Annotated in this window: 14 protein-coding genes; 7 read left to right on the top strand and 7 right to left on the bottom strand. The window is 52.4% G+C overall.

Going from position 1 to position 17,922, the window contains the following annotated elements; genetic code table 11:
* Positions 1-664: 664 nt before the first annotated feature.
* From JW984_04580 to JW984_04565, 4 genes are all read right to left on the bottom strand, one after another.
* A complete protein-coding gene (locus JW984_04580) occupies positions 665-2,038 on the bottom strand; it encodes an HD domain-containing protein (GenBank protein MBN1572455.1) in 1,374 nt (457 codons plus the stop codon).
* Positions 2,035-3,534: a HEAT repeat domain-containing protein gene (locus JW984_04575; protein ID MBN1572454.1), complete on the bottom strand. Its 1,500-nt coding sequence runs from the start codon at positions 3,532-3,534 to the stop codon at positions 2,035-2,037. The genes JW984_04580 and JW984_04575 overlap by 4 nt, the downstream gene beginning before the upstream one ends.
* A gap of 404 nt (positions 3,535-3,938) precedes the next feature.
* Positions 3,939-4,910 (bottom strand): polyprenyl synthetase family protein, encoded by a 972-nt coding sequence (locus JW984_04570; GenBank protein MBN1572453.1) that lies wholly within the window; start codon positions 4,908-4,910, stop codon positions 3,939-3,941.
* A gap of 8 nt (positions 4,911-4,918) precedes the next feature.
* A complete protein-coding gene (locus JW984_04565) occupies positions 4,919-5,362 on the bottom strand; it encodes a single-stranded DNA-binding protein (protein ID MBN1572452.1) in 444 nt (147 codons plus the stop codon).
* A gap of 237 nt (positions 5,363-5,599) precedes the next feature.
* Between JW984_04565 and recJ the strand changes: the two genes are divergently transcribed.
* Entirely contained in the window at positions 5,600-7,333 is a 1,734-nt protein-coding gene (gene recJ, locus JW984_04560; GenBank protein MBN1572451.1) for a single-stranded-DNA-specific exonuclease RecJ, read from the top strand.
* Positions 7,334-8,039: 706 nt separating this feature from the next.
* On the opposite strand, the gene JW984_04555 is transcribed toward recJ, so the two are convergent.
* Positions 8,040-8,804, bottom strand: a complete 765-nt coding sequence (locus JW984_04555; GenBank protein ID MBN1572450.1) for a tetratricopeptide repeat protein — start codon at positions 8,802-8,804, stop codon at positions 8,040-8,042.
* Positions 8,805-8,996: 192 nt separating this feature from the next.
* Between JW984_04555 and hisI the strand changes: the two genes are divergently transcribed.
* From hisI to JW984_04535, 4 genes are all read left to right on the top strand, one after another.
* Complete coding sequence (hisI, locus tag JW984_04550) at positions 8,997-9,377, top strand: phosphoribosyl-AMP cyclohydrolase (GenBank protein MBN1572449.1); 381 nt, start codon at positions 8,997-8,999, stop codon at positions 9,375-9,377.
* 54 nt (positions 9,378-9,431) lie between these two features.
* A complete protein-coding gene (locus tag JW984_04545; protein ID MBN1572448.1) occupies positions 9,432-10,658 on the top strand; it encodes a DUF2088 domain-containing protein in 1,227 nt (408 codons plus the stop codon).
* 699 nt (positions 10,659-11,357) lie between these two features.
* The gene (locus tag JW984_04540; GenBank protein MBN1572447.1) at positions 11,358-11,558 is read left to right on the top strand and encodes a hypothetical protein; all 201 of its coding nucleotides are present in this window, start codon (positions 11,358-11,360) and stop codon (positions 11,556-11,558) included.
* A 97-nt stretch (positions 11,559-11,655) separates the two neighbouring features.
* Positions 11,656-12,264 (top strand): hypothetical protein, encoded by a 609-nt coding sequence (locus tag JW984_04535; GenBank protein ID MBN1572446.1) that lies wholly within the window; start codon positions 11,656-11,658, stop codon positions 12,262-12,264.
* Positions 12,265-12,272: 8 nt separating this feature from the next.
* Here JW984_04535 and tilS read toward each other — a convergent pair whose 3' ends face one another.
* Positions 12,273-13,667 (bottom strand): tRNA lysidine(34) synthetase TilS, encoded by a 1,395-nt coding sequence (gene tilS / locus JW984_04530; GenBank protein MBN1572445.1) that lies wholly within the window; start codon positions 13,665-13,667, stop codon positions 12,273-12,275.
* 176 nt (positions 13,668-13,843) lie between these two features.
* Here tilS and JW984_04525 point away from each other — a divergent pair, with 176 nt between their 5' ends.
* Complete coding sequence (locus JW984_04525; GenBank protein MBN1572444.1) at positions 13,844-15,139, top strand: adenylosuccinate lyase; 1,296 nt, start codon at positions 13,844-13,846, stop codon at positions 15,137-15,139.
* A 95-nt stretch (positions 15,140-15,234) separates the two neighbouring features.
* The gene (locus JW984_04520) at positions 15,235-16,659 is read left to right on the top strand and encodes an amidophosphoribosyltransferase (protein ID MBN1572443.1); all 1,425 of its coding nucleotides are present in this window, start codon (positions 15,235-15,237) and stop codon (positions 16,657-16,659) included.
* Positions 16,660-16,665: 6 nt separating this feature from the next.
* Here JW984_04520 and JW984_04515 read toward each other — a convergent pair whose 3' ends face one another.
* The gene (locus tag JW984_04515; protein MBN1572442.1) at positions 16,666-17,598 is read right to left on the bottom strand and encodes a tetratricopeptide repeat protein; all 933 of its coding nucleotides are present in this window, start codon (positions 17,596-17,598) and stop codon (positions 16,666-16,668) included.
* Positions 17,599-17,922 lie beyond the last annotated feature (324 nt).

Below are 17,922 nucleotides of genomic sequence, written 5' to 3'. Positions count from 1 at the left end.
CGGTCGTTATGGGGGCGGTTGTTTACCGATGTTGTTGTCTCACCGTAGTTATCATATCTAAGATATCTATCACACCTTCGCCATTGTTTCTTTAATATCAAGCGCTGTTCAAGTGGCGCAGTCGTTGCGTTTCAATATTAAATACCAAAAGAATATCGGGATGTCATGGTATCGATGTCGCAAGAAACACTCCTGCCTTTGTCGATGTCGCAGATTCGATCCAAATCCTGTTCGGCTTGAATCAAACAAACGTGCCTGATTTTTTTTCAAAGAAAAATTCTTTTACCTCAAATTGCCGGTATTGCCCCGGGGTTTGAACGAGGCGGTAATGCGGTTTTTTCGAGACCGCAAATCAACTCTTACACCGCATAACGCGATTGATAGTGGCGTGAAGGGGCGAGGCGAATCTACATATAATATGCCGGAGTCAATCATTCGGACGTGTATACCCTGTAGAGTTTTTGTTAAACAAAAACGACCGAAGATGCATTGATTGTCCGGCCAAATGACAAGGTGATTTACCCAAGACCACCAAGACATCTTTCCCATTTATGGATTTACTGGCCGTGTCGGTTGTATGTTGAGGCAAATTGCCCAAGGCCGCCGGGGCACTTTTCCCATCTATGGGCGCATGGGTTGTGTCACCCCCTATAGTGATGCGGTTCTACTTTGCGAGAATCACGGTAGGGTCGATATTTCTGGCGAGTATATCCACCTCTGAGATTATGGAGCGGAGCGGTTTTCCGGTGTCGATGTTCTTGTCGTTGAGATCGACCTCCTTCGGCTCATCGATGATTTTTCCCTCACGGCTCATGAAGATTTTGACTATCGGTATTTTTCGTTTCTGGGTATATCTGGATACGAGGGCCAGCTCGTTGGTGTCGAGCCTGACGGCCGTTCCTATCGGATATAGGCCCATCATGTTGAAAAAGACTTCCAGGTACTCCATGTTGAAATCCCCCGTCTCCTTGGTCATCTTTTTCATCTTCGCCATGGCTTCCGCCGGCGAGAGGGGATTCTGGTAGGGTCTTAAGGTTGTGCATGCGTCGTAGGTATCGGCTATGGCGATTATCTGGCTCTCCGCTATCGGCTTGGAGTTCTCCTTTGGCTTCGGGTATCCCTTGACGTTGGGCCTCATGTGATGCTCGTAGACCATCCTTGCGATCTTCTTGTCTATCCCTTTCAGACCGTAAATCAGCTCGAAACCTAATGAGGGGTGCTGCCTCATCACCTTCCATTCTTGATCGTTGAGCTTTCCAGGTTTCAGGAGGACGGTCTTGGGGGTTTTCAGTTTGCCTATATCGTGCAGGAGTCCTCCGAGCCCAATTTCATTGATTTCTTCGTCGTTGAAGCCGATCTCCTCGGCGAGGGCCGAGGCTATTATACAGACGTTTACGGAGTGGGAGAAGAGGTAGTCGTTGAAATTTTTTATCATGGAGAGGGAGAGGAGAACGCTCTTGTCTATCAAGATGCTGTTGACAATGCCCTTTACCGCCCGTTTGTTTTCGAATACGTTGATCTTGTTGCCCATCCTTATATCGTCCAGCGTCTTTTCGATCGCGTCTATTGCTGAAAAGTAGGTCTCTCTGGCGCTTTCCGTGAAATTTATGTCTTTTATCAGGATGCTTCTGACTTCCTTCTTCTCCAGCAGGAAATTCAGATCTTCCGTTTCAACATCTTCAGGTTTCTTATTTACAAGCTCGATGAAGGGCGCAAGCTCCTTCCTTTTCAGTGAGGATTTAATAATAATCAGCTCAATCCCTTTATCTTGAATAAGCTTGGTAAAGGACTGGAGATGAACGTTGCTCTCGTATACCGGGACGCCGTCCAGGACAGGGATATTTCTTGTGACGGCGATGACTATACGGTTTTTATCCCCGATTAGTTTTTGCAGGGCCGCGTAGAGCTCGTCTATGGTTTTTGTAACGGACGGGTGTGTCTCGGGATACAGCTTCAAGCTGGACAGGGCCCCGCCCATGAATTTCATCGTATTGATGAAAAGCTCTTTAGTCTTTTTTTCGTCTACTTTATCGTTCATATTTCAACACCGAGCGCCTTTAGCGCGGCCAACGAAGCCCTTTTAATGTTACTGTTACGCTTCTTGGCGGCCTTAAATAAAAATCCGATGGCCTTTTCTCCCCCGAGTTTGCCCAGCGCCTTGGCCGCTGTTATTCTCAACTCTTCATTTCTGATTCCCCCGAGAAACTCGCCCTTTAGAAGGATCTTCCCCAGGGCGTCCATAGAATCCTTGCTGCCGAGCCTCGCGAGGGAATTAATCGCCTCCCTCCTGATCTCGAAGTTCCTGTAAAACATGTCCCTCGTTGTTGCAATGTTTACAAGGGGTTCTACGGCCATTGCATCACCGAGGGCGCCCAGCGAATTGATCAGGATAAAGGCGAGCTGCTGCGGGGCGTTCTCCAGCATTCGGAGGAAAAAAATAGTTACGTTCTTTCCGCCGATTTTTGTCAGCGCCTTGATTACCTCCCTCTGTACCCTGATCTCGTCGTGATTCATTACCCTAGACAGGGAGTTCAGGGATTTCTCGCTCTTTATCTCCCCCAATATATTGGCCATGTTTCTCACAACGAACCATCTGTTGTCGAAGAGGAGTATCTCCACCTTGGGTCTCGCCATCTCTCCGAAGCTTACTATGAGCTTGATGAGGTTTCGCCTTATAAAGGAGTCCTCGCTTTCGATCAATAATTCCAGGGCGGGCGTAATGGTCTCATCTCCTATGACCTTAATCAGTATTCCAAGCTCATTCCTGAGCTTTTCATCCTTTTTCCCGAAGTTATCCAGAGCGCCCTTGATGACTTTTTCGGTTGCGCATTTTCTCACCGTTTTGACGCACATCTGCTGAATTTCCTTGGGGCGTCTCCTCCTCGGGTGAGCTTCCTTGGATACCGCGGTAAGCAGCTTCAGGGCGTAATCGATCTTCTCCTGGGCGGTGAGCTCGCCTGCGAGCTTTATGATGTTGATAAGAATCTTTTTGATTCTGTTCGGGTTTGTCTCTTTGACCAGAAGCATTATCAGGCGTTCTATCTCTTCAACCAGCTCCTTGTCCTCTTCTTCCTCCTCCTCGATCTCTTCGGGCATCTCGATGTCGACTTTGACTTCTTCCTCGGCCTCGCCGATTTCCTCGGCTCCTTCTTCCGCGTACCCCTCCTTTATAAGCCCGTCGAAGGCCGCCTCTTTTACCGTTATCAGCTTTATTCCATTTTCGCTGAAAAGCTTTATTGCCCCGCCGGCCTCCCTGAACTGGCTGTGTTCCATTGCAAAGAGGTTCATAAATGAATTGAACTCCTCGAGCGTCAAACCGTTTTTGAAGGTGAGGTTTGATACACTCTTCATGTTCATATCTTGAGTGAGATGCTTTATTACCTCGTTTCCCTTGTTTAAGGGGAAATCCTTGTTGAACAGTCCTTCCTTTTTTAAAGAGATGTCCAGCTCCCGCTCGCTTTCCAGAAACCTCTGCAGGACACTATATGCGTTTTCGTAGGACTTCTTCAGCGATGGGTGACCCTCGGGGTACATGGTCCTTCCTTTTTGGGCCCTGTATATTTCTATAATGACGGATTCTGCTGTTGGGACGTTTGATTCCATAATTTCGGGAGTTTTCGGTCGATAAAGGGTGTTTCTTATCTTCCCTTAATGCAAGGGTTATTTATCTCCTCTTCAATGTAAGGGACAACCAACCGCTTCTCAATGCAGACGGTTTTTGATTGCTTCCTATTTCAAGAGGTATCCAACCGCTCCTAATTCCAGGGTGTGCCCGGCCTCCCCTCGGTCCAAGTCTTGCCCGCCCCCTAAAAAATCTTGCCCCCCCAAATCAAAGTCTTGCCCGGCCCCCTCAATTCAAATCCTGCCCGGCCCCCCCAAAAATCTTGCCTACTCCCCCTGATCCAAGATATATCCAATCGCCAACCGCCGCCGGTGTTTTAAGCCCTTCTCTCTATTACGTAGTCCGCGAGATCAAAAAGTGCCTGTTTTTCCTCGGAATCGGGAAAATCCACCAGCTCCTCTTTCGCGCTTTCGGTAAAGGACTTGGCCTTTTTCATGGAATATTCTATTCCGCCGTGTTGTTTTACGATGCCGAAAATGTAGCTGAAGTCTTCTTCGCTTTTTTTGTCGGCGAAAAAAATCTCTGCCGTTTTATCTCTCTCCCCGTCGCTCATTTTCAAAAGGGAGAATATCAAGGGGAGGGTCGCCTTCTGTTCCGCCAGGTCGTTTCCGACCGGTTTACCCACCTCTTTCAGGTCGGAGGAATAATCGAGGACGTCATCCACTATCTGGAACGCCATGCCCACCCCCTCGCCGAATTTTGCCAGCTTTTCCTCGTTCGATTTTTCCGTTCCGCCCAAAAGTGCCCCTATCCTGCAGGCCGAGGCGATCAGTACGGCGGTTTTGTTGTGGATGAGCTTGAGATACTGCTCCTCGGTTATGTTCAATGCATTTTCAAGGGCGATCTGAAACATTTCTCCCTCGGTCATCTTTTTTGTAGTCAGGGAGACTATGTCGAGGATCCTTAAGTCTCCCACCTCCACCATCATGGAGAAGGCCTGGGATATAAGGAAATCGCCCACGAGGATGCTCGTCTGGTTGCCCCACAGTATATTGGCTGACTCCACTCCCCTTCTTAATTCGGCGCTGTCCACCACGTCGTCGTGAAGCAGCGTGGCGGTGTGAACGAGCTCTATTACCCCCGCGAGGGAAATGGACTTCCTGTTGTTCTCGTTTTTAAAGAGCCTTGAACATAAAATCAGAAGAGCCGGCCGAAACCTCTTCCCCCCGGAAAACATGATATGCTTCACTATCTCTGGGATGAGATTCACCTCGGAGTATATATTTCTCCGTATTTCTGCTTCTACTTCTTCCAGCTCACTCTGGATTAATGCGAAGGGTTTTGTCATATCGTGAACTAAAAGGGGATATCGTCGTCATCGGGGCCCGTGGGACCTTCATGAATCGGGGGTACATCCCCCCCGTCGTCGAAATCCCTTCCCCCCCCCTCGTTGAAATCGCCTGTTTCTCCCCGTCTGCCCAGCATCTGCATGGTCTGGGCGACGATCTCGGTGGTATACCGCCTGTTGCCGTCCCGGTCTTCCCACGAGCGCGTCTGGATTCTGCCTTCAATGTAGATCTGCTTTCCCTTGGACAGATATTCCCCGCATATCTCGCCGAGCCTGCCCCAAGCCACGATTCGATGCCATTCGGTCCTCTCCTGTTTTTCGCCGGTGTTTTTGTCCGTCCACTTCTCGTTTGTGGCGATGCTGAAGGTGGCTACGGGTCTGCCGCTTGGCGTATACCTTACCTCTGGGTCCGATCCAAGATTCCCAACAAGAATAGCTTTATTAACACTCACATCCCCATCCTATTATATGTTATTACATTTCTTTACATATTTCGATTTTACCACCGCAGTGTGACAAGTCAAGTTTTTTTTCAGAATAAGGGGCCGCCGCGAAAACCGGCCTTCGCCCTTTGACAAATCCGAAGAAAAAAAGCGGATAAAATATGTATCCTTTTTTTATCCGATAGCGGTGTTATTGTTGACTTGACCCCTCTGTTCAACTATAATTTTAATATGAGTCTCAACTACATGCCTATTGAATATAAATGGGACCGGGCCGATCAGAGCGACGATACGGTCTATGGCCTTAAAGATGACCTCAAAAGATTGTATGACCTTGAAATCTCCGAGGTGACCTCGAGGCTTCTCTTGAACAGGGACATCACGGATGCCTATGACGCCCATGAATTCCTCTTTCCAGACCTCTCGCAATTTCCCGATACTTATCTGATGGCCGACATGGACAGGGCGGTTAAGATTATGATCGAGGCTATTGTTTCGAGAAAGAATATCTGGGTTTTCGGCGACTACGACGTGGACGGGGTTACGGCGGTCTCGATAATCGTCCTGTTTCTCAAGGCCGTCGGGATAGATGCGAATTACTACATCCCCGAGAGGGTAGGCGAGGGGTACGGCCTGAGGGCCGACAGCGTCCGCAACATGAAGGAGAAGGGGGCCGATCTCATCTTTACCGTCGACTGCGGCATCTCCAACGTCGACGAGATAGCCCTCGCAAAGTCGCTGGGGATGGAGGTGATCGTCACTGACCACCATGAGGTGCCGGAGGTGATGCCGAAAGCCGATGCGGTCCTGAATCCTAAGAGGGCCGACTGCAGATTCCCTACCAAGAGCCTTGCCGGGGTCGGGATCGCGTACAATTTTCTCATCGCGTTAAGAAAGGAGATGAGAGACAGGGGACTCTTCGTCGAGGAACTTCCGAATCTCAAAAGATACCTCGACCTCGTGGCCCTGGGCACCATAGCCGACATCGTCCCCCTGACGGGAGAAAACAGGCTGTTTGTCAGGTACGGACTGGTCGAGCTTACGGAAGACCACCGCCCGGGCATCGTCGCCTTGAGGGAGGTCTCCGGTGTGAAAAAGGATAACATAAGCACGGGAACGGTGAGCTTTCGCCTCGCCCCGAGGCTGAATGCTTCGGGAAGGATCGGAAGCGCCATGGACAGCGTGAGGCTCTTGACCACAAACGATCCCGCCCAGGCCCTTTCCATCGCCCAGAGTATCGAGATCGAGAACAGCAAAAGACAGATTATGGAGGAGGAGGTCTTAAACGAGGCGATAGAGATCATCGACAGGGACGGCATCCTCGACGATCGACGCTCCATAGTGCTTGCCTCGAACAACTGGCACCCGGGCGTTGTGGGGATCGTGGCGTCGAGGCTTGTGGACCGCTACTACCGCCCCACGATCATGGTCTCCCTCATGGACGGGATGGGCAAGGGCTCCGCGAGGAGCATCTCCGGGTTTCATATATACAGGGGGATATTGCAGCTCGAGTCGCTGCTCATCGAATTCGGGGGGCACAAATATGCCGCAGGGCTGGCGATCGAGGCGGACAAGATTGACCTTTTCAGAGAGAGGTTCGAGGAGGTCGTCACCGAGATGACCACGGACGACCACTTCATCCCCGCGCTGAAGATAGATGCTGAGATAACACTCACGGACATCCAGAGATACAACCTCCTTCACGAGACGAAGCTCCTTGCGCCCTTCGGCTCCGCAAATCCGGAGCCCCTCTTTCTGGCCAGGGGGCTCGTGGTGAACGAGGCGAGGCTGGTGGGTAAAAACCACCTGAAGATCGCCTTCAAGGACAAGAACTGCAGGTGGGACGCAATAGCCTTCGGGAAGGGGGAGATGGCGCGAAACGGGATGGATGTCGTGGACATCGTCTTCAACCTCAGGGAGAACAAGTGGGAGAGGGGGAGCGGAACGGAGCTCAACATCCGGGATATAAAGGTGGTGTAATCGGTCGGGGCGGGTCGGGGTTGTTGTTATTGATGTCGGGGGGTCGGGTCATCTGTTTATTGGTAGGGATCGTCGGTTTATTAAAGGGGTCGGGGCATCTATTTATTGGGGGGGGGTCGTCGCCGTTAATAACAGGGGGATGCTGTCCAAAAAAATACCCTGTAATGTGGCGCAACAGATTCCCGCCCGGCTTAAGGCCGGATCGTCTGTTTATTGGGGGGCTGTCGGTTTATTAAAGAAGTCGGGTCGTCTATTTATTGGGGTGGCCGCCTGACGTTTCAAGAATGTCGAATTTCCGCAACCTGCCTGTTGCCTCAAATTCCCCGGACATTTCGGAGCCTGCAGAAACTCTAAACGCAAATTGATGCGGCGTAATAAGTCTCCGATCGGCCTGGAACCGGGGCCGGGCGCCGTCCTCGATCGAAGGGATTATAAAGGCGGGGACGGGCGGTTTCCCCTCGGCCGGCCGTGCCCTTAAAAAAACTTTCTCGACCATCCCATCCTTTGCCCTTTTAAGTCAAGCTTCGTTTCGGCGGCCGGGGCTTTGTTCGCACTTGGGCGGGGAACCCAGGGACAGGGTTGAATACTAATCGAAGCGCCGGGGGACCGCTTCGCATCTTTAGGGCGACATCGAAGTCCGCAGAAAATCCAGCCGGGCCTACATTAAACCCGCCCCCGCGTCTCGGCAGGTTCAACTAAAGCCTCTTTACCCATCTAACCTTGAAATGTGATCCTTTATCTCTCGAATAAACTTCCCCCTCGCCTTGAAGGTCAGGTCGAAGGCTGAGAGGATCATCCTGTCCGGGTCGGTGAGGCCCGCGCGCCGCGCCGCCTCCATAAAGGCCTTCTTTACCTCCCCGCTTTTATCCTTTCCGTCACCTGTCATGGAGAGGGCGGCCCCCCTCATGGCGTTTAAGCAAGCGTACTGGGCCTCGCGGACGGGGCCGGCGGGAGCCGTGTAGAGGTCGATGCACTTTTTGTAGTGGGCGGACGACTCCTCGCCCAGGGCGTCGGCGCTCTTCCCTAAGAGGAAATATTCCTTTACCCCCATCATTTTACCCACCGAGGCATCGAGGAGCGACCTCAGGTCGTCGTATCTACCAACGTGGTAGAGACAGAGGGCCAGGTCTGACGCCACATCGTGTCTTTTCGGGCTAATCTCCACCACCCTCTCGAAGTGAGAGACGGCCGATTTAAAGTTCCCCCGCTCCATTTCGATGAACCCCCTGGCGTCCAGCGCCACGGCGTTGTTCGGCTCGACCTCGTTTATCATCGCGAAGTAACCGAGGCTCTTGTCGAATCGCCCCAGCTCATAGAGGAGCAGCCCGATGTGCCCCCAGGCTGGAGGATTTACCGGCTGGGCCTCTATCATCAGGAGAAAGAGGTCGAGGGAGCGTTTGTAAAACTCCTTCCTCTCCATAAACTCGTCCGGCAGGACATCGCTTATCCTCCCGGTCTCGGCAATCCTCATAATCGCTCCCTTGCAGCAAATATGGTGCGGGTCTTTTTGGTTTTAAGAATTCTATATCGAAAGGGCTTTTGTGTCAAAATATTTCTCTTTTATCCCCGCTTGGTTTTCTAAATATGCTGAAAATCCTTGTATTTCCGAGCCTCCAATGTTAAAAAGGGCTGTACATACTTTAAGGCTTTTCAAGGGGGATCTGTGGTAGAGCTCGATTTCAAAAAGTTTGACGGGCTTGTCCCGGCGGTGATTCAGGATCACGAGACGGGAGAAGTCCTGATGCTCGGGTTCTTGAGTCCGGAGTCTTGGGAGAGGACGCTGAAGGATGGGGAGGTGGTCTACTTCAGCCGCACGAGGAACAAGCTGTGGAAGAAGGGGGAGACTTCCGGCCATGTCCAGAGGGTGGTGGAGATCTACGTCGACTGCGACGAGGACACGGTTCTAATCAAGGTGGAGCAGGTGGGAGGGGCGGCGTGCCACACGGGGCACCGCTCCTGCTTCTACAGGAGGTTGGAGGGCGGCGGGTTGATCGAGGAGGGGGAGCTCGTCTTCAATCCGGACGAGGTGTACAAGAAGGGATAGGGCGGGGTGGAAATCTTTCTTAATCCCTGATGGAGTTTTGTGAGGAAAATGGGTATGAAGATAGGGCTTGGCGAGCTTATCTGGTACGGAAACAGGACCGTAGAGATCGAGCTTCCGAACGACTGGGACGTCACGCTCCACCCGATGCGGGGCGCGGCCGAAAGGCCGATGACGGCATCCGAGATGGAGGAGCGGATAAAAGCGCCGATCGGCTCGGCGAGGCTCAGGGATATAGCGAGAGGAAAGAAGAGCGCCGTTATCATATTCGATGACATCACCCGTCCCACCAGGGTCTACGAGATAGCGCCGATAGTGATAAAGGAGCTTACCGCCGGCGGGATCGACGAGGAGGAGATCACCTTTGTCTGCGCCCTCGGAAACCACGGCGCCCACACCTCCCACGAGTTCAGGAAGAAGCTGGGCGCCGGGATACTGGAGAGGTTTCGCGTCTTCAATCACAACGCCTACGAGAACTGCGTCTACGTGGGCGAGACTAAGAGGGGAACGAGGCTCATGGTGAACAGGGAGGTGATGGAGGCGGACGTCAGGATAGGCATCGGCTGCGTGACCGCCCATGCCAACGTCGGGTTTTCGGGCGGCGGAAAGATATTGCTTCCCGGAGTCTCCCACATAGACAGCGCCGCCCACTACCACATCGAAATCCACGACACGGCCCCGGAGACGACGGGCTTAGGCAATTTCGACAAGAACGTAATGCGAATGGAGATCGAGGAGGCGGCCGCGATGGCCAGGCTCGACTTCAAGGTGGACGCCGTAGTAAACGGGAGAGGTGAGACCACGGCCCTTTTCGCCGGGGACTTTCTCGCGGAGCACGCGGAGGCGGTGAGGCTCGCCAAGGGGGTCTACGCCCTCGACCCCGCTCCCGAGGGGAGGGAAGTTGTCATCGCCAACGCGTTTGCCAAGGCCAACGAGATGTTCATCGCCCTGCGCCTGGGGGAGATGGCCCTCGGCCGATCTTCCGGGACGGTGATGGTCATAGCCAACGCCCCCGAGGGGCAGGTTCCCCACTACTTCCAGCGGAGCTTTGGCAGGGACTACGGCGGGAGACACTATCCGATAGGAGGGATCGGCGAAAATATCGACGTTGTTGTCGTGGCGCCGTATCTGGACAAAAACTTCGCCGACTGGGTGCGAAACCCGGAGGTTATAACCTGGGCCAAGAGCTGGGACGAGGCGATGGAACACCTAAAGGGGAGGTTCGGCCCCGGGACGAGGGCCGGGGTGATCCCCAACGCCACGATATCGTATATAGAGTCGTAATCTCCCCCTTTTTTGAGGTTGCTTTTTTGGCCGATTCTGGTATTATCTCTTTAGGTGCGGATGTTGCAGGGTGAGGGGGTGGGTAGTCTGGTACATGTCATTTCCTTGGCAGGTGGAGGGGGGCTCGATTGACATGTCATTCCCGTGCAAACGGGAATCCAGAGCGGTTGGTGTTTGTGTGATGGGTGGCACTGACAAGCTCCTGCTTGTCAGTGAAAAGCTGGGTCAAGACCGAAGCCTAAGAAGCACATGTCATTACCGCAAAAGCGGGAATCCAGTAAAATATCTATCTGGATTCCCAATCAAGTTGGGAATGACAGCATACCGCGGATTCAATTCTTGGGCGTGGCTGATTTGAGATGTTTCAAGAGGCGTATTGCAATAGAAAAGCATTATCAGGCTTAATTTGCCATTTTTTTAAGGAGGTAAATTGTGGCAATCAGTAAAAAAACGGGGATGCTTCTTCTGGGCATTCTCCTTATCATTCTCGGGGCGCTGACGTTTATTTACATGAGGATCCCAGGGATGGAGACGGTGCTGAATATATACTGCATTGTGACAGGTGCGGTTATAATCATCGCCCTGGGGAGGGTCAGGGGGATCGAAGAGATAGGGATGCTCCTTCTGGGCATTTGGCTGATCCTCGCAGGGCTCTTTCAGCTCTTTAACTTCGGTTTCCTGGGGTCCAATGAGATCATGATGGTCCTCGCCATTGCAGCCGGCATCCTGATCCTGATCGCCCTGAACTGGAAGAAGGTGTTAAAAAACATCGGCAGGCTCCTTCTGGGTATTTTTCTGATAGTTACCGGCGTATCTTTCATGCCCGCTTTGGGAGTCGGCGGGATCGTGGCGCCGATCCTGGCGATAGTGGCCGGCATCTTCATCCTGATCGAGCGTTAGGGAAATCGTCCTTTTTATCTAAAACTTAGGCAATCCGGGCCGGCAGCCGTCGGCCCGGGGGTCTCTTCCCCTTGAAGCTTAAAGTCAAGCAATATCTATGGATATCCAAGAGGCATTTTCAAAGATAAGATCGCCGGAGACGTTGAGCGAAAAGACGGTATTTGTTTCCCTGGGGATCTACTGCGTCTCCAGGGCTTTGTTGTCATTCATAAACTTCACCGGCTTCAGATCGGTGTTTTTCCTCTTACTCTACCTGACGGCCTTATTCGGCATAGTTGTCGGCCTCGTCATGATTATCAAGTTGATCGGGAAGATCAAGGACGATTTCTTGAAACTCGGTTTTTTGGGGCTGGGCCTCTGGCTTATTGCCGAGGGCCTGTCGGTCTTTATTCCCTCGGTGAAAGAAATGTATTTCCTAAAGGTGGCTCTGTCGTTCGGCGCCGGAGCGCTTATTATTATCGGCGCTGTAAATCGGGAGGTGGTAAGGCAGGCGGCGGGCATCTTTCTTCTGGGGTTTTACCTGTTCTTGAATGGGATTACCGTAATAGTAAACATCTTCTATGCTTGGGACGAGCGTATCCAGATAATTATTGGCTTTGCGTTTATTTCCCTCCTTTTTATGGCGGGCCTTCTGTTGATGCTGGGATGGCCGGGCGGGGGCATAATTGAAGAAGACAATTACGATGATGTCCCCAAAATCGAATAGGCCCTCCACTATGACAAAGGGGAAAAGTTTATCTTAAGCCGTCTCTTTGTGCCTTCATTTGCGACAAACCGCCCGTCAGCCCTGTGCCCGACTATCCAGATAATATCGCCCCCGGAGAGGAGGATAGGAACTTTGTCCCTCTTGCTTCTGGGAATTTTAATATCTATGAAGAAGTCCTTCACCTTCTTCGAGCCCTTCATGCCCGCCGGATAAAACCGGTCTCCGTCCCTCCTCGTTCTGAGAGTGAGCGGAGACTTCAGCCTGTCCATGTCGAAGATGACGGGGTTCTTGTCATCGCCGATGTCGGTTTCGGCCCCTGTCTCGACGGCGGAGACTATTTTAAGGTTGAGCCGGGGAATTTCGGTCCTCCCCGGTATCTCGATAGAGTAAACCGCGTCCGTCCCTTCGCCACTCCTCCCCGCCTTTACGACCGAGAGTCTGCCGTAACTCCTTACAGCCGTAAGCCCGCCCGGGAGGTCCACCGCCCTCTCCCCCCTCGAAATCCCCCGGACGATGCCGAGGACGGCCTCGATGTGGCGCCTCGTCAGGCGAAGGGGCTTTTCCATGTCTTCGGCGTTTCTAAAGATCAGCTCCTTTACCGCCTCCCCCTTGAGTCCCTCTGGGAGACTATTTAAGGCGTCGACGGGAAGGGAGTTACCTTCGAGGTTTTTCTCCATGAAGGCGTTAACCTCCTCCCTTACCGTCTCGAAAAGGCGCCGATACTCAGCCGCCGTCTCCGCAAGGCTCTCCTCGACGTTTGGATTCACCTCCCTGAGTATCGGGATTATCTCGTTTCTGATGATATTTCTCAGGTACTTGTTCTCTAAGTTCGAGGAGTCGGTCACGTAATCTACCCCGATCTCATCCAGGAACTCCTCGGCCTCCCCCCTCGATACGGCGATAAGCGGCCGGATATAGAAGCCGTTTATCGGCGGGATGCCGGACAGCCCCTCCAACCCGGCGCCGACAATAAGGCGCATCAGGTAGGTCTCGCCGTTGTCGGTTTTCGTGTGTCCCGTGGCGACCTTCGCCCCGCCGTATCTCTCGACGATCTCCCTGAAGAATGCGTCGCGAACCTCCCGCCCCGCCTCCTGAACGCTCAGCCTTCCTATGGAAGCATACCCTTTCACGTCCGCATCCTTCAGGTGAAATTCGAGACCGAGATCCTCTGCAAGGCGTCTCGCGTGATTTTGGTCCCTCCTCGCCTCCTCACCCCTGAGACCGTGGTTTACGTGAGCGGCCGAGATAGTAATGTCATATTTTCCCCTGAGATAATAGAGGGCGTAGAGGAGGGCCGTCGAGTCCGCGCCCCCGGATACGGCGCAGACAACGTGATCGCCGGAATCGATCATACCGTGCGTGTCGATCGCATCGGACACTTTTTTCAGAAACCGTTTCTTCATATAATCGACTATATCACAAATTAGGGGCTTTAAAAACCGCCATGTCCCTTAAAAAACCGGTTTATTTCCTGATAAAGCCATCAAAAAATAAAAAGATTTTAGTAACAAGTTTATTGTGGAAAGATGAGAAAAAAAGGCGTATAATATAACTTCTTTTCACAATATCCTTTAAAAATATGATAGAGCGCTACACCCGGCCCGAGATGGGGATCATCTGGGAGCCGAAGAGGAAATTCGAGACGTGGCTTCAGATCGAGATCGCGGCGTGCGAGGCGCAGGCCGAGATGGGAAAGATCCCCGCCGAAGACCTCAAGGCAATCGTGGAGAAGGCGCGGTTCGACATCGAGGGGATAGACAAGATCGAGGCGGTCACCAAGCACGACGTCATCGCCTTTCTCACAAATGTGGCGGAATATGTGGGGCCGTCCTCCCGTTTCATCCACATGGGCCTAACCTCTTCCGACATTCTCGACACCTCCCTCGCCCTGCTCCTTAAAGAGGCCTCAGACATCCTGATCGGCGATATAGATAAACTCCTCGAGGTTTTAAAGAGGAGGGCCTTCGAGTTCAAGGAAACGGTAATGATAGGCCGCTCCCACGGGGTGCACGCGGAGCCGATAAGCTTCGGCCACAAGCTCGCCGTCTGGTACGACGAGATGAGGCGAAACAAAGAGAGGATGTTAGCCGCCAAGGAGACGATAAGCTGCGGCAAGCTCTCGGGGGCGGTGGGGACCTTCGCCAACATCGAGCCTGAGCTGGAGGAGAGGGTGATGGAAAAGCTGGGACTTACGCCCGCCCCCGCCTCGACCCAGGTCGTCCAGCGCGACAGGCACGCCCAGTTTTTCACTACGCTCGCCATTATCGCCTCGTCGGTGGAGAAGTTCGCGATAGAGATCAGGCATCTCCAGAGAACCGAGGTCTTAGAGGCGATGGAGTATTTTTCTCCCGGACAAAAGGGCTCGTCCGCGATGCCCCACAAGAGAAACCCGATCCTGACGGAGAATGTGACGGGCTTGGCAAGGCTCGTCAGGTCAAACAGCCTGGCGGCAATGGAGAACGTCCCCCTATGGCACGAGCGGGACATCAGCCACTCCTCGGTGGAGCGGGTCATCGCCCCGGACTCCACAATCCTCCTCGATTTCATGCTGACGAGGATAACCGGCGTGATAGACAAGCTCGTGGTCTTCCCGGATAGGATGAGGGAAAACCTCGAATCCACCGGCGGCCTCGTCTACTCCCAGAGACTTCTGTTAAAACTAATCGACTCCGGCATGACGAGGGAGGAGGCCTACGAGGTAGTCCAAAGTATGGCGAAGCGCGCCTGGGAGGGAAAGGCGAGGTTCATCGATCTGGTCAAGGTGGATGACAAGATAAAGGAGCGCCTGAAAACGGAAGACATCGAGGACGTATTCGACCCTCGATTCTATGTGAGGCACACAGACTTCATATTCAACCGGGTGTTCTCTCAATAGGGCGGTTTATAGTTCGGCTAAATGAAGTCCATTATGATATTCAGGCATTTGATTAGATATTAGATAGTCAACCCTTCATTCGCAGGTTTATTGAAATGGATAAGTTTCGCGAGGAATGCGGCGTATTCGGAATCTACGGAAAGGACGAGGCGAGCAACCTCTCCTACCTCGGCCTCTACGCCCTCCAGCACAGGGGGCAGGAGAGCGCCGGCATAGTCTCCTTCGATCAGGAGAAGAAACGCTTCTACGTCCACAGGAGCCTTGGGCTTGTTAATGACATCTTCGACGAAGAGACCCTGGCCGATCTCCCAGGGAGGTCCGCCATCGGCCACGTCAGGTACTCCACCTACGGCGGGACCTTGGAGAACGCCCAGCCCTTCGTCGTGAACGACAGGCGTGGGGGGCTTGCCATCGCCCACAACGGCAACCTCGTCAACGCCGGGAGGATCAGAAAGGCGCTGGAGGAGAACGGCTCGATCTTCCAGTCCACGATGGATACCGAGGTGATCGTCCACGTCTTGGCATCCATCAAGGTCGGCTCCCTCGTGGAGCGTCTGACCCTGGCCCTAAACCAGATCTTGGGCTCCTACTCCCTCGTCATCCTCACCGAGGGAAACCTGATCGCCGTAAGAGACCCGCACGGCTTTCGGCCCCTTGTACTGGGGGAGCTCGACGGCTCTTTCGTCGTGGCGTCCGAGACGTGCGCCCTTGACCTCATCGAGGCGAGGTACATAAGAGACGTGGAACCGGGAGAGATCCTCATCATAAACGAGAAGGGCGTCCACTCCCACATGACGCTGCCGAAGAAGGAGCACTCCTTCTGCATATTCGAGTATATCTACTTCGCCCGGCCCGACAGCATCGTCTTCGGCCAGAACGTCTACACGATAAGAAAGCTCCTCGGGGCGAAGCTCGCCCAGGAGGACGATATCGAGGCCGACCTCGTCCTGCCCGTGCCGGACTCCGGGGTTCCGGCGGCGGTCGGCTACTCCCAGGCCGCTAAAATCCCCTTCGAGTTCGGGCTTATAAGAAACCACTACGTCGGAAGGACCTTCATCGAGCCGTCAGACGGCATTCGTCACTTCGGCGTTAAGATCAAGCTGAACCCGGTGCACCACGAGCTGAAGGGCAAGAAGGTCGTGGTGATCGACGACTCGATCGTCCGCGGCACAACGTCAAAGAAGATCATCGGGATGATCAGGAGCGCGGGGGCCAAGGAGATACACATGCGGATAAGCTCCCCGCCGACCACCCACTCCTGCTACTACGGCATCGACACGCCGACGAGGGACGAGCTCATCGCGTCGAAGAACACAATCGACGAGATCGGCGAGTTTATAGGCGTGGACTCGCTCAAATACCTCACCATAGAGGGGATGATGGAGAGCGTGGACAAGACGGGCCTGAAGTTCTGCAACGCCTGCTTTACGGGGAAATACCCGGTGCTTCGCGACGACACGGACGAGGCGGCGCAGTTAGTGTTGTTTCCGCGGCGGGGCAAGGCTATGGGGGTGATTTAGGGGGGGCTACTTTTTCTTTTTCTTTTTCAGTTCGGCTTCAATTTCGGCGATGGCATTGATTGCGATATCTTTTTGATAAACTATTCCTGTCTCCTCAAAGATTGTTAGAGATTCCCTCAAATATTTCAGAGCTTTGTCCGGCTCGCCTTTGTCTTGATATATAAGTCCAATATTTCCGAGATCACTTGCTTGTCCCAGTTTATGTCCTATTTCCTTATCAATTTTTAATGCATCCTCGTGGTATTTCAGAGCTTTGTCGAGCTCGCCTTTGTTTTGATATATAAGCCCGATATTTCCGAGCTGGTTTGCTTCTCCCTGTTTATATCCGATTTCTTTGTGAATTTTTAATGCATCCTCGTGGTATTTCAGAGCTTTGTCCGGCTCGCCTTTGTTTTGATATATAAGTCCAATATTTCCGAGCTGGTTTGCCTGTCCCTGTTTGTATCCGGTCTCTTTGTGAATTTTTAAGGCATCCTCGTGGTATTTCAGAGCTTTGTCCGGCTCGCCTTTGTCTTTATATATAAGTCCAATATTTCCGAGAGCGGCGGCCTTGGCCTCTTCATCGCCGCTCTCTTTCGCCCTCTCTAATGCAACCTTATAATAGTAAAATGCACTGTCGTAATTGCTTTTTGAGTACTCAAGGTTTCCAAATTTGATTAACTCTCCAAGGTCCGCGATGGGAACTATTTCCTCTCTGGCTTCGTCTATTTCATCGAGTATCTCTGAATCCTCTTCGGTTAACTTGGGAGGGTTGGCGGGGTCTAATTGTATTGGCACATCCTTTGTAATCCTTTCTAATGCAAGTTTTAGTTCTCTTATTTCTTTTTTTAGTTCATCGTGATCATCCGTTTGTTTTTTTGAGCCCATCAGATATAATAAGATCGCAACTAGCACACCAGCAATGAATAAAAGAATTGAAATAACAATTGGATTGTCCATTACTTTAACCTGAAAATTTTAAAAACGTGATTGCTTCGTCGAATTTTTTTACAAAATTTCCTCGCGATGACACTGAAAACCTTCACCCCCGATTACATATCTATAAATCTGTTACAATCCTTTTACAATAATTAAGCAAGAAAGTCAAGAAAAAGGGGGCCGCCCCCCCTAATAGAAAACCGGCCCCCCCACCCCCCCACCGCCCCTTTAATATCGATCTGGATTCCCGATCAAGTCGGGAATGACAGTATAGTGGATTCCCAATCGAGTAATTGATTCCACCCGATTGCTTCGTCGCTCGCCTTTTAAGAAAAAGGCTTCGCT

Origin of the sequence: Candidatus Zymogenus saltonus, assembly GCA_016929395.1 — a bacterium.
Lineage (GTDB): Bacteria > Desulfobacterota > Zymogenia > Zymogenales > Zymogenaceae > Zymogenus > Zymogenus saltonus.
The sequence above is the reverse complement of the archived record's forward strand: the minus strand, read 5'-3'. Positions and strand labels throughout refer to the sequence as shown.

Bases quoted from the DNA above. Each gene is read 5' to 3' on its own strand.
- tilS (MBN1572445.1), bottom strand. From the start codon at position 13,667: ATGAAGAAACGGTTTCTGAAAAAAGTGTCCGATGCGATCGACACGCAC.
- JW984_04575 (MBN1572454.1), bottom strand. From the start codon at position 3,534: ATGTACCCCGAGGGTCACCCATCGCTGAAGAAGTCCTACGAAAACGCA.
- JW984_04570 (MBN1572453.1), bottom strand. From the start codon at position 4,910: ATGACAAAACCCTTCGCATTAATCCAGAGTGAGCTGGAAGAAGTAGAA.
- JW984_04520 (MBN1572443.1), top strand. From the start codon at position 15,235: ATGGATAAGTTTCGCGAGGAATGCGGCGTATTCGGAATCTACGGAAAG.
- JW984_04515 (MBN1572442.1), bottom strand. From the start codon at position 17,598: ATGGACAATCCAATTGTTATTTCAATTCTTTTATTCATTGCTGGTGTG.
- JW984_04545 (MBN1572448.1), top strand. From the start codon at position 9,432: ATGAAGATAGGGCTTGGCGAGCTTATCTGGTACGGAAACAGGACCGTA.
- JW984_04580 (MBN1572455.1), bottom strand. From the start codon at position 2,038: ATGAACGATAAAGTAGACGAAAAAAAGACTAAAGAGCTTTTCATCAAT.
- JW984_04540 (MBN1572447.1), top strand. From the start codon at position 11,358: ATGGTCCTCGCCATTGCAGCCGGCATCCTGATCCTGATCGCCCTGAAC.
- JW984_04535 (MBN1572446.1), top strand. From the start codon at position 11,656: ATGGATATCCAAGAGGCATTTTCAAAGATAAGATCGCCGGAGACGTTG.
- JW984_04525 (MBN1572444.1), top strand. From the start codon at position 13,844: ATGATAGAGCGCTACACCCGGCCCGAGATGGGGATCATCTGGGAGCCG.
- JW984_04555 (MBN1572450.1), bottom strand. From the start codon at position 8,804: ATGAGGATTGCCGAGACCGGGAGGATAAGCGATGTCCTGCCGGACGAG.
- recJ (MBN1572451.1), top strand. From the start codon at position 5,600: ATGCCTATTGAATATAAATGGGACCGGGCCGATCAGAGCGACGATACG.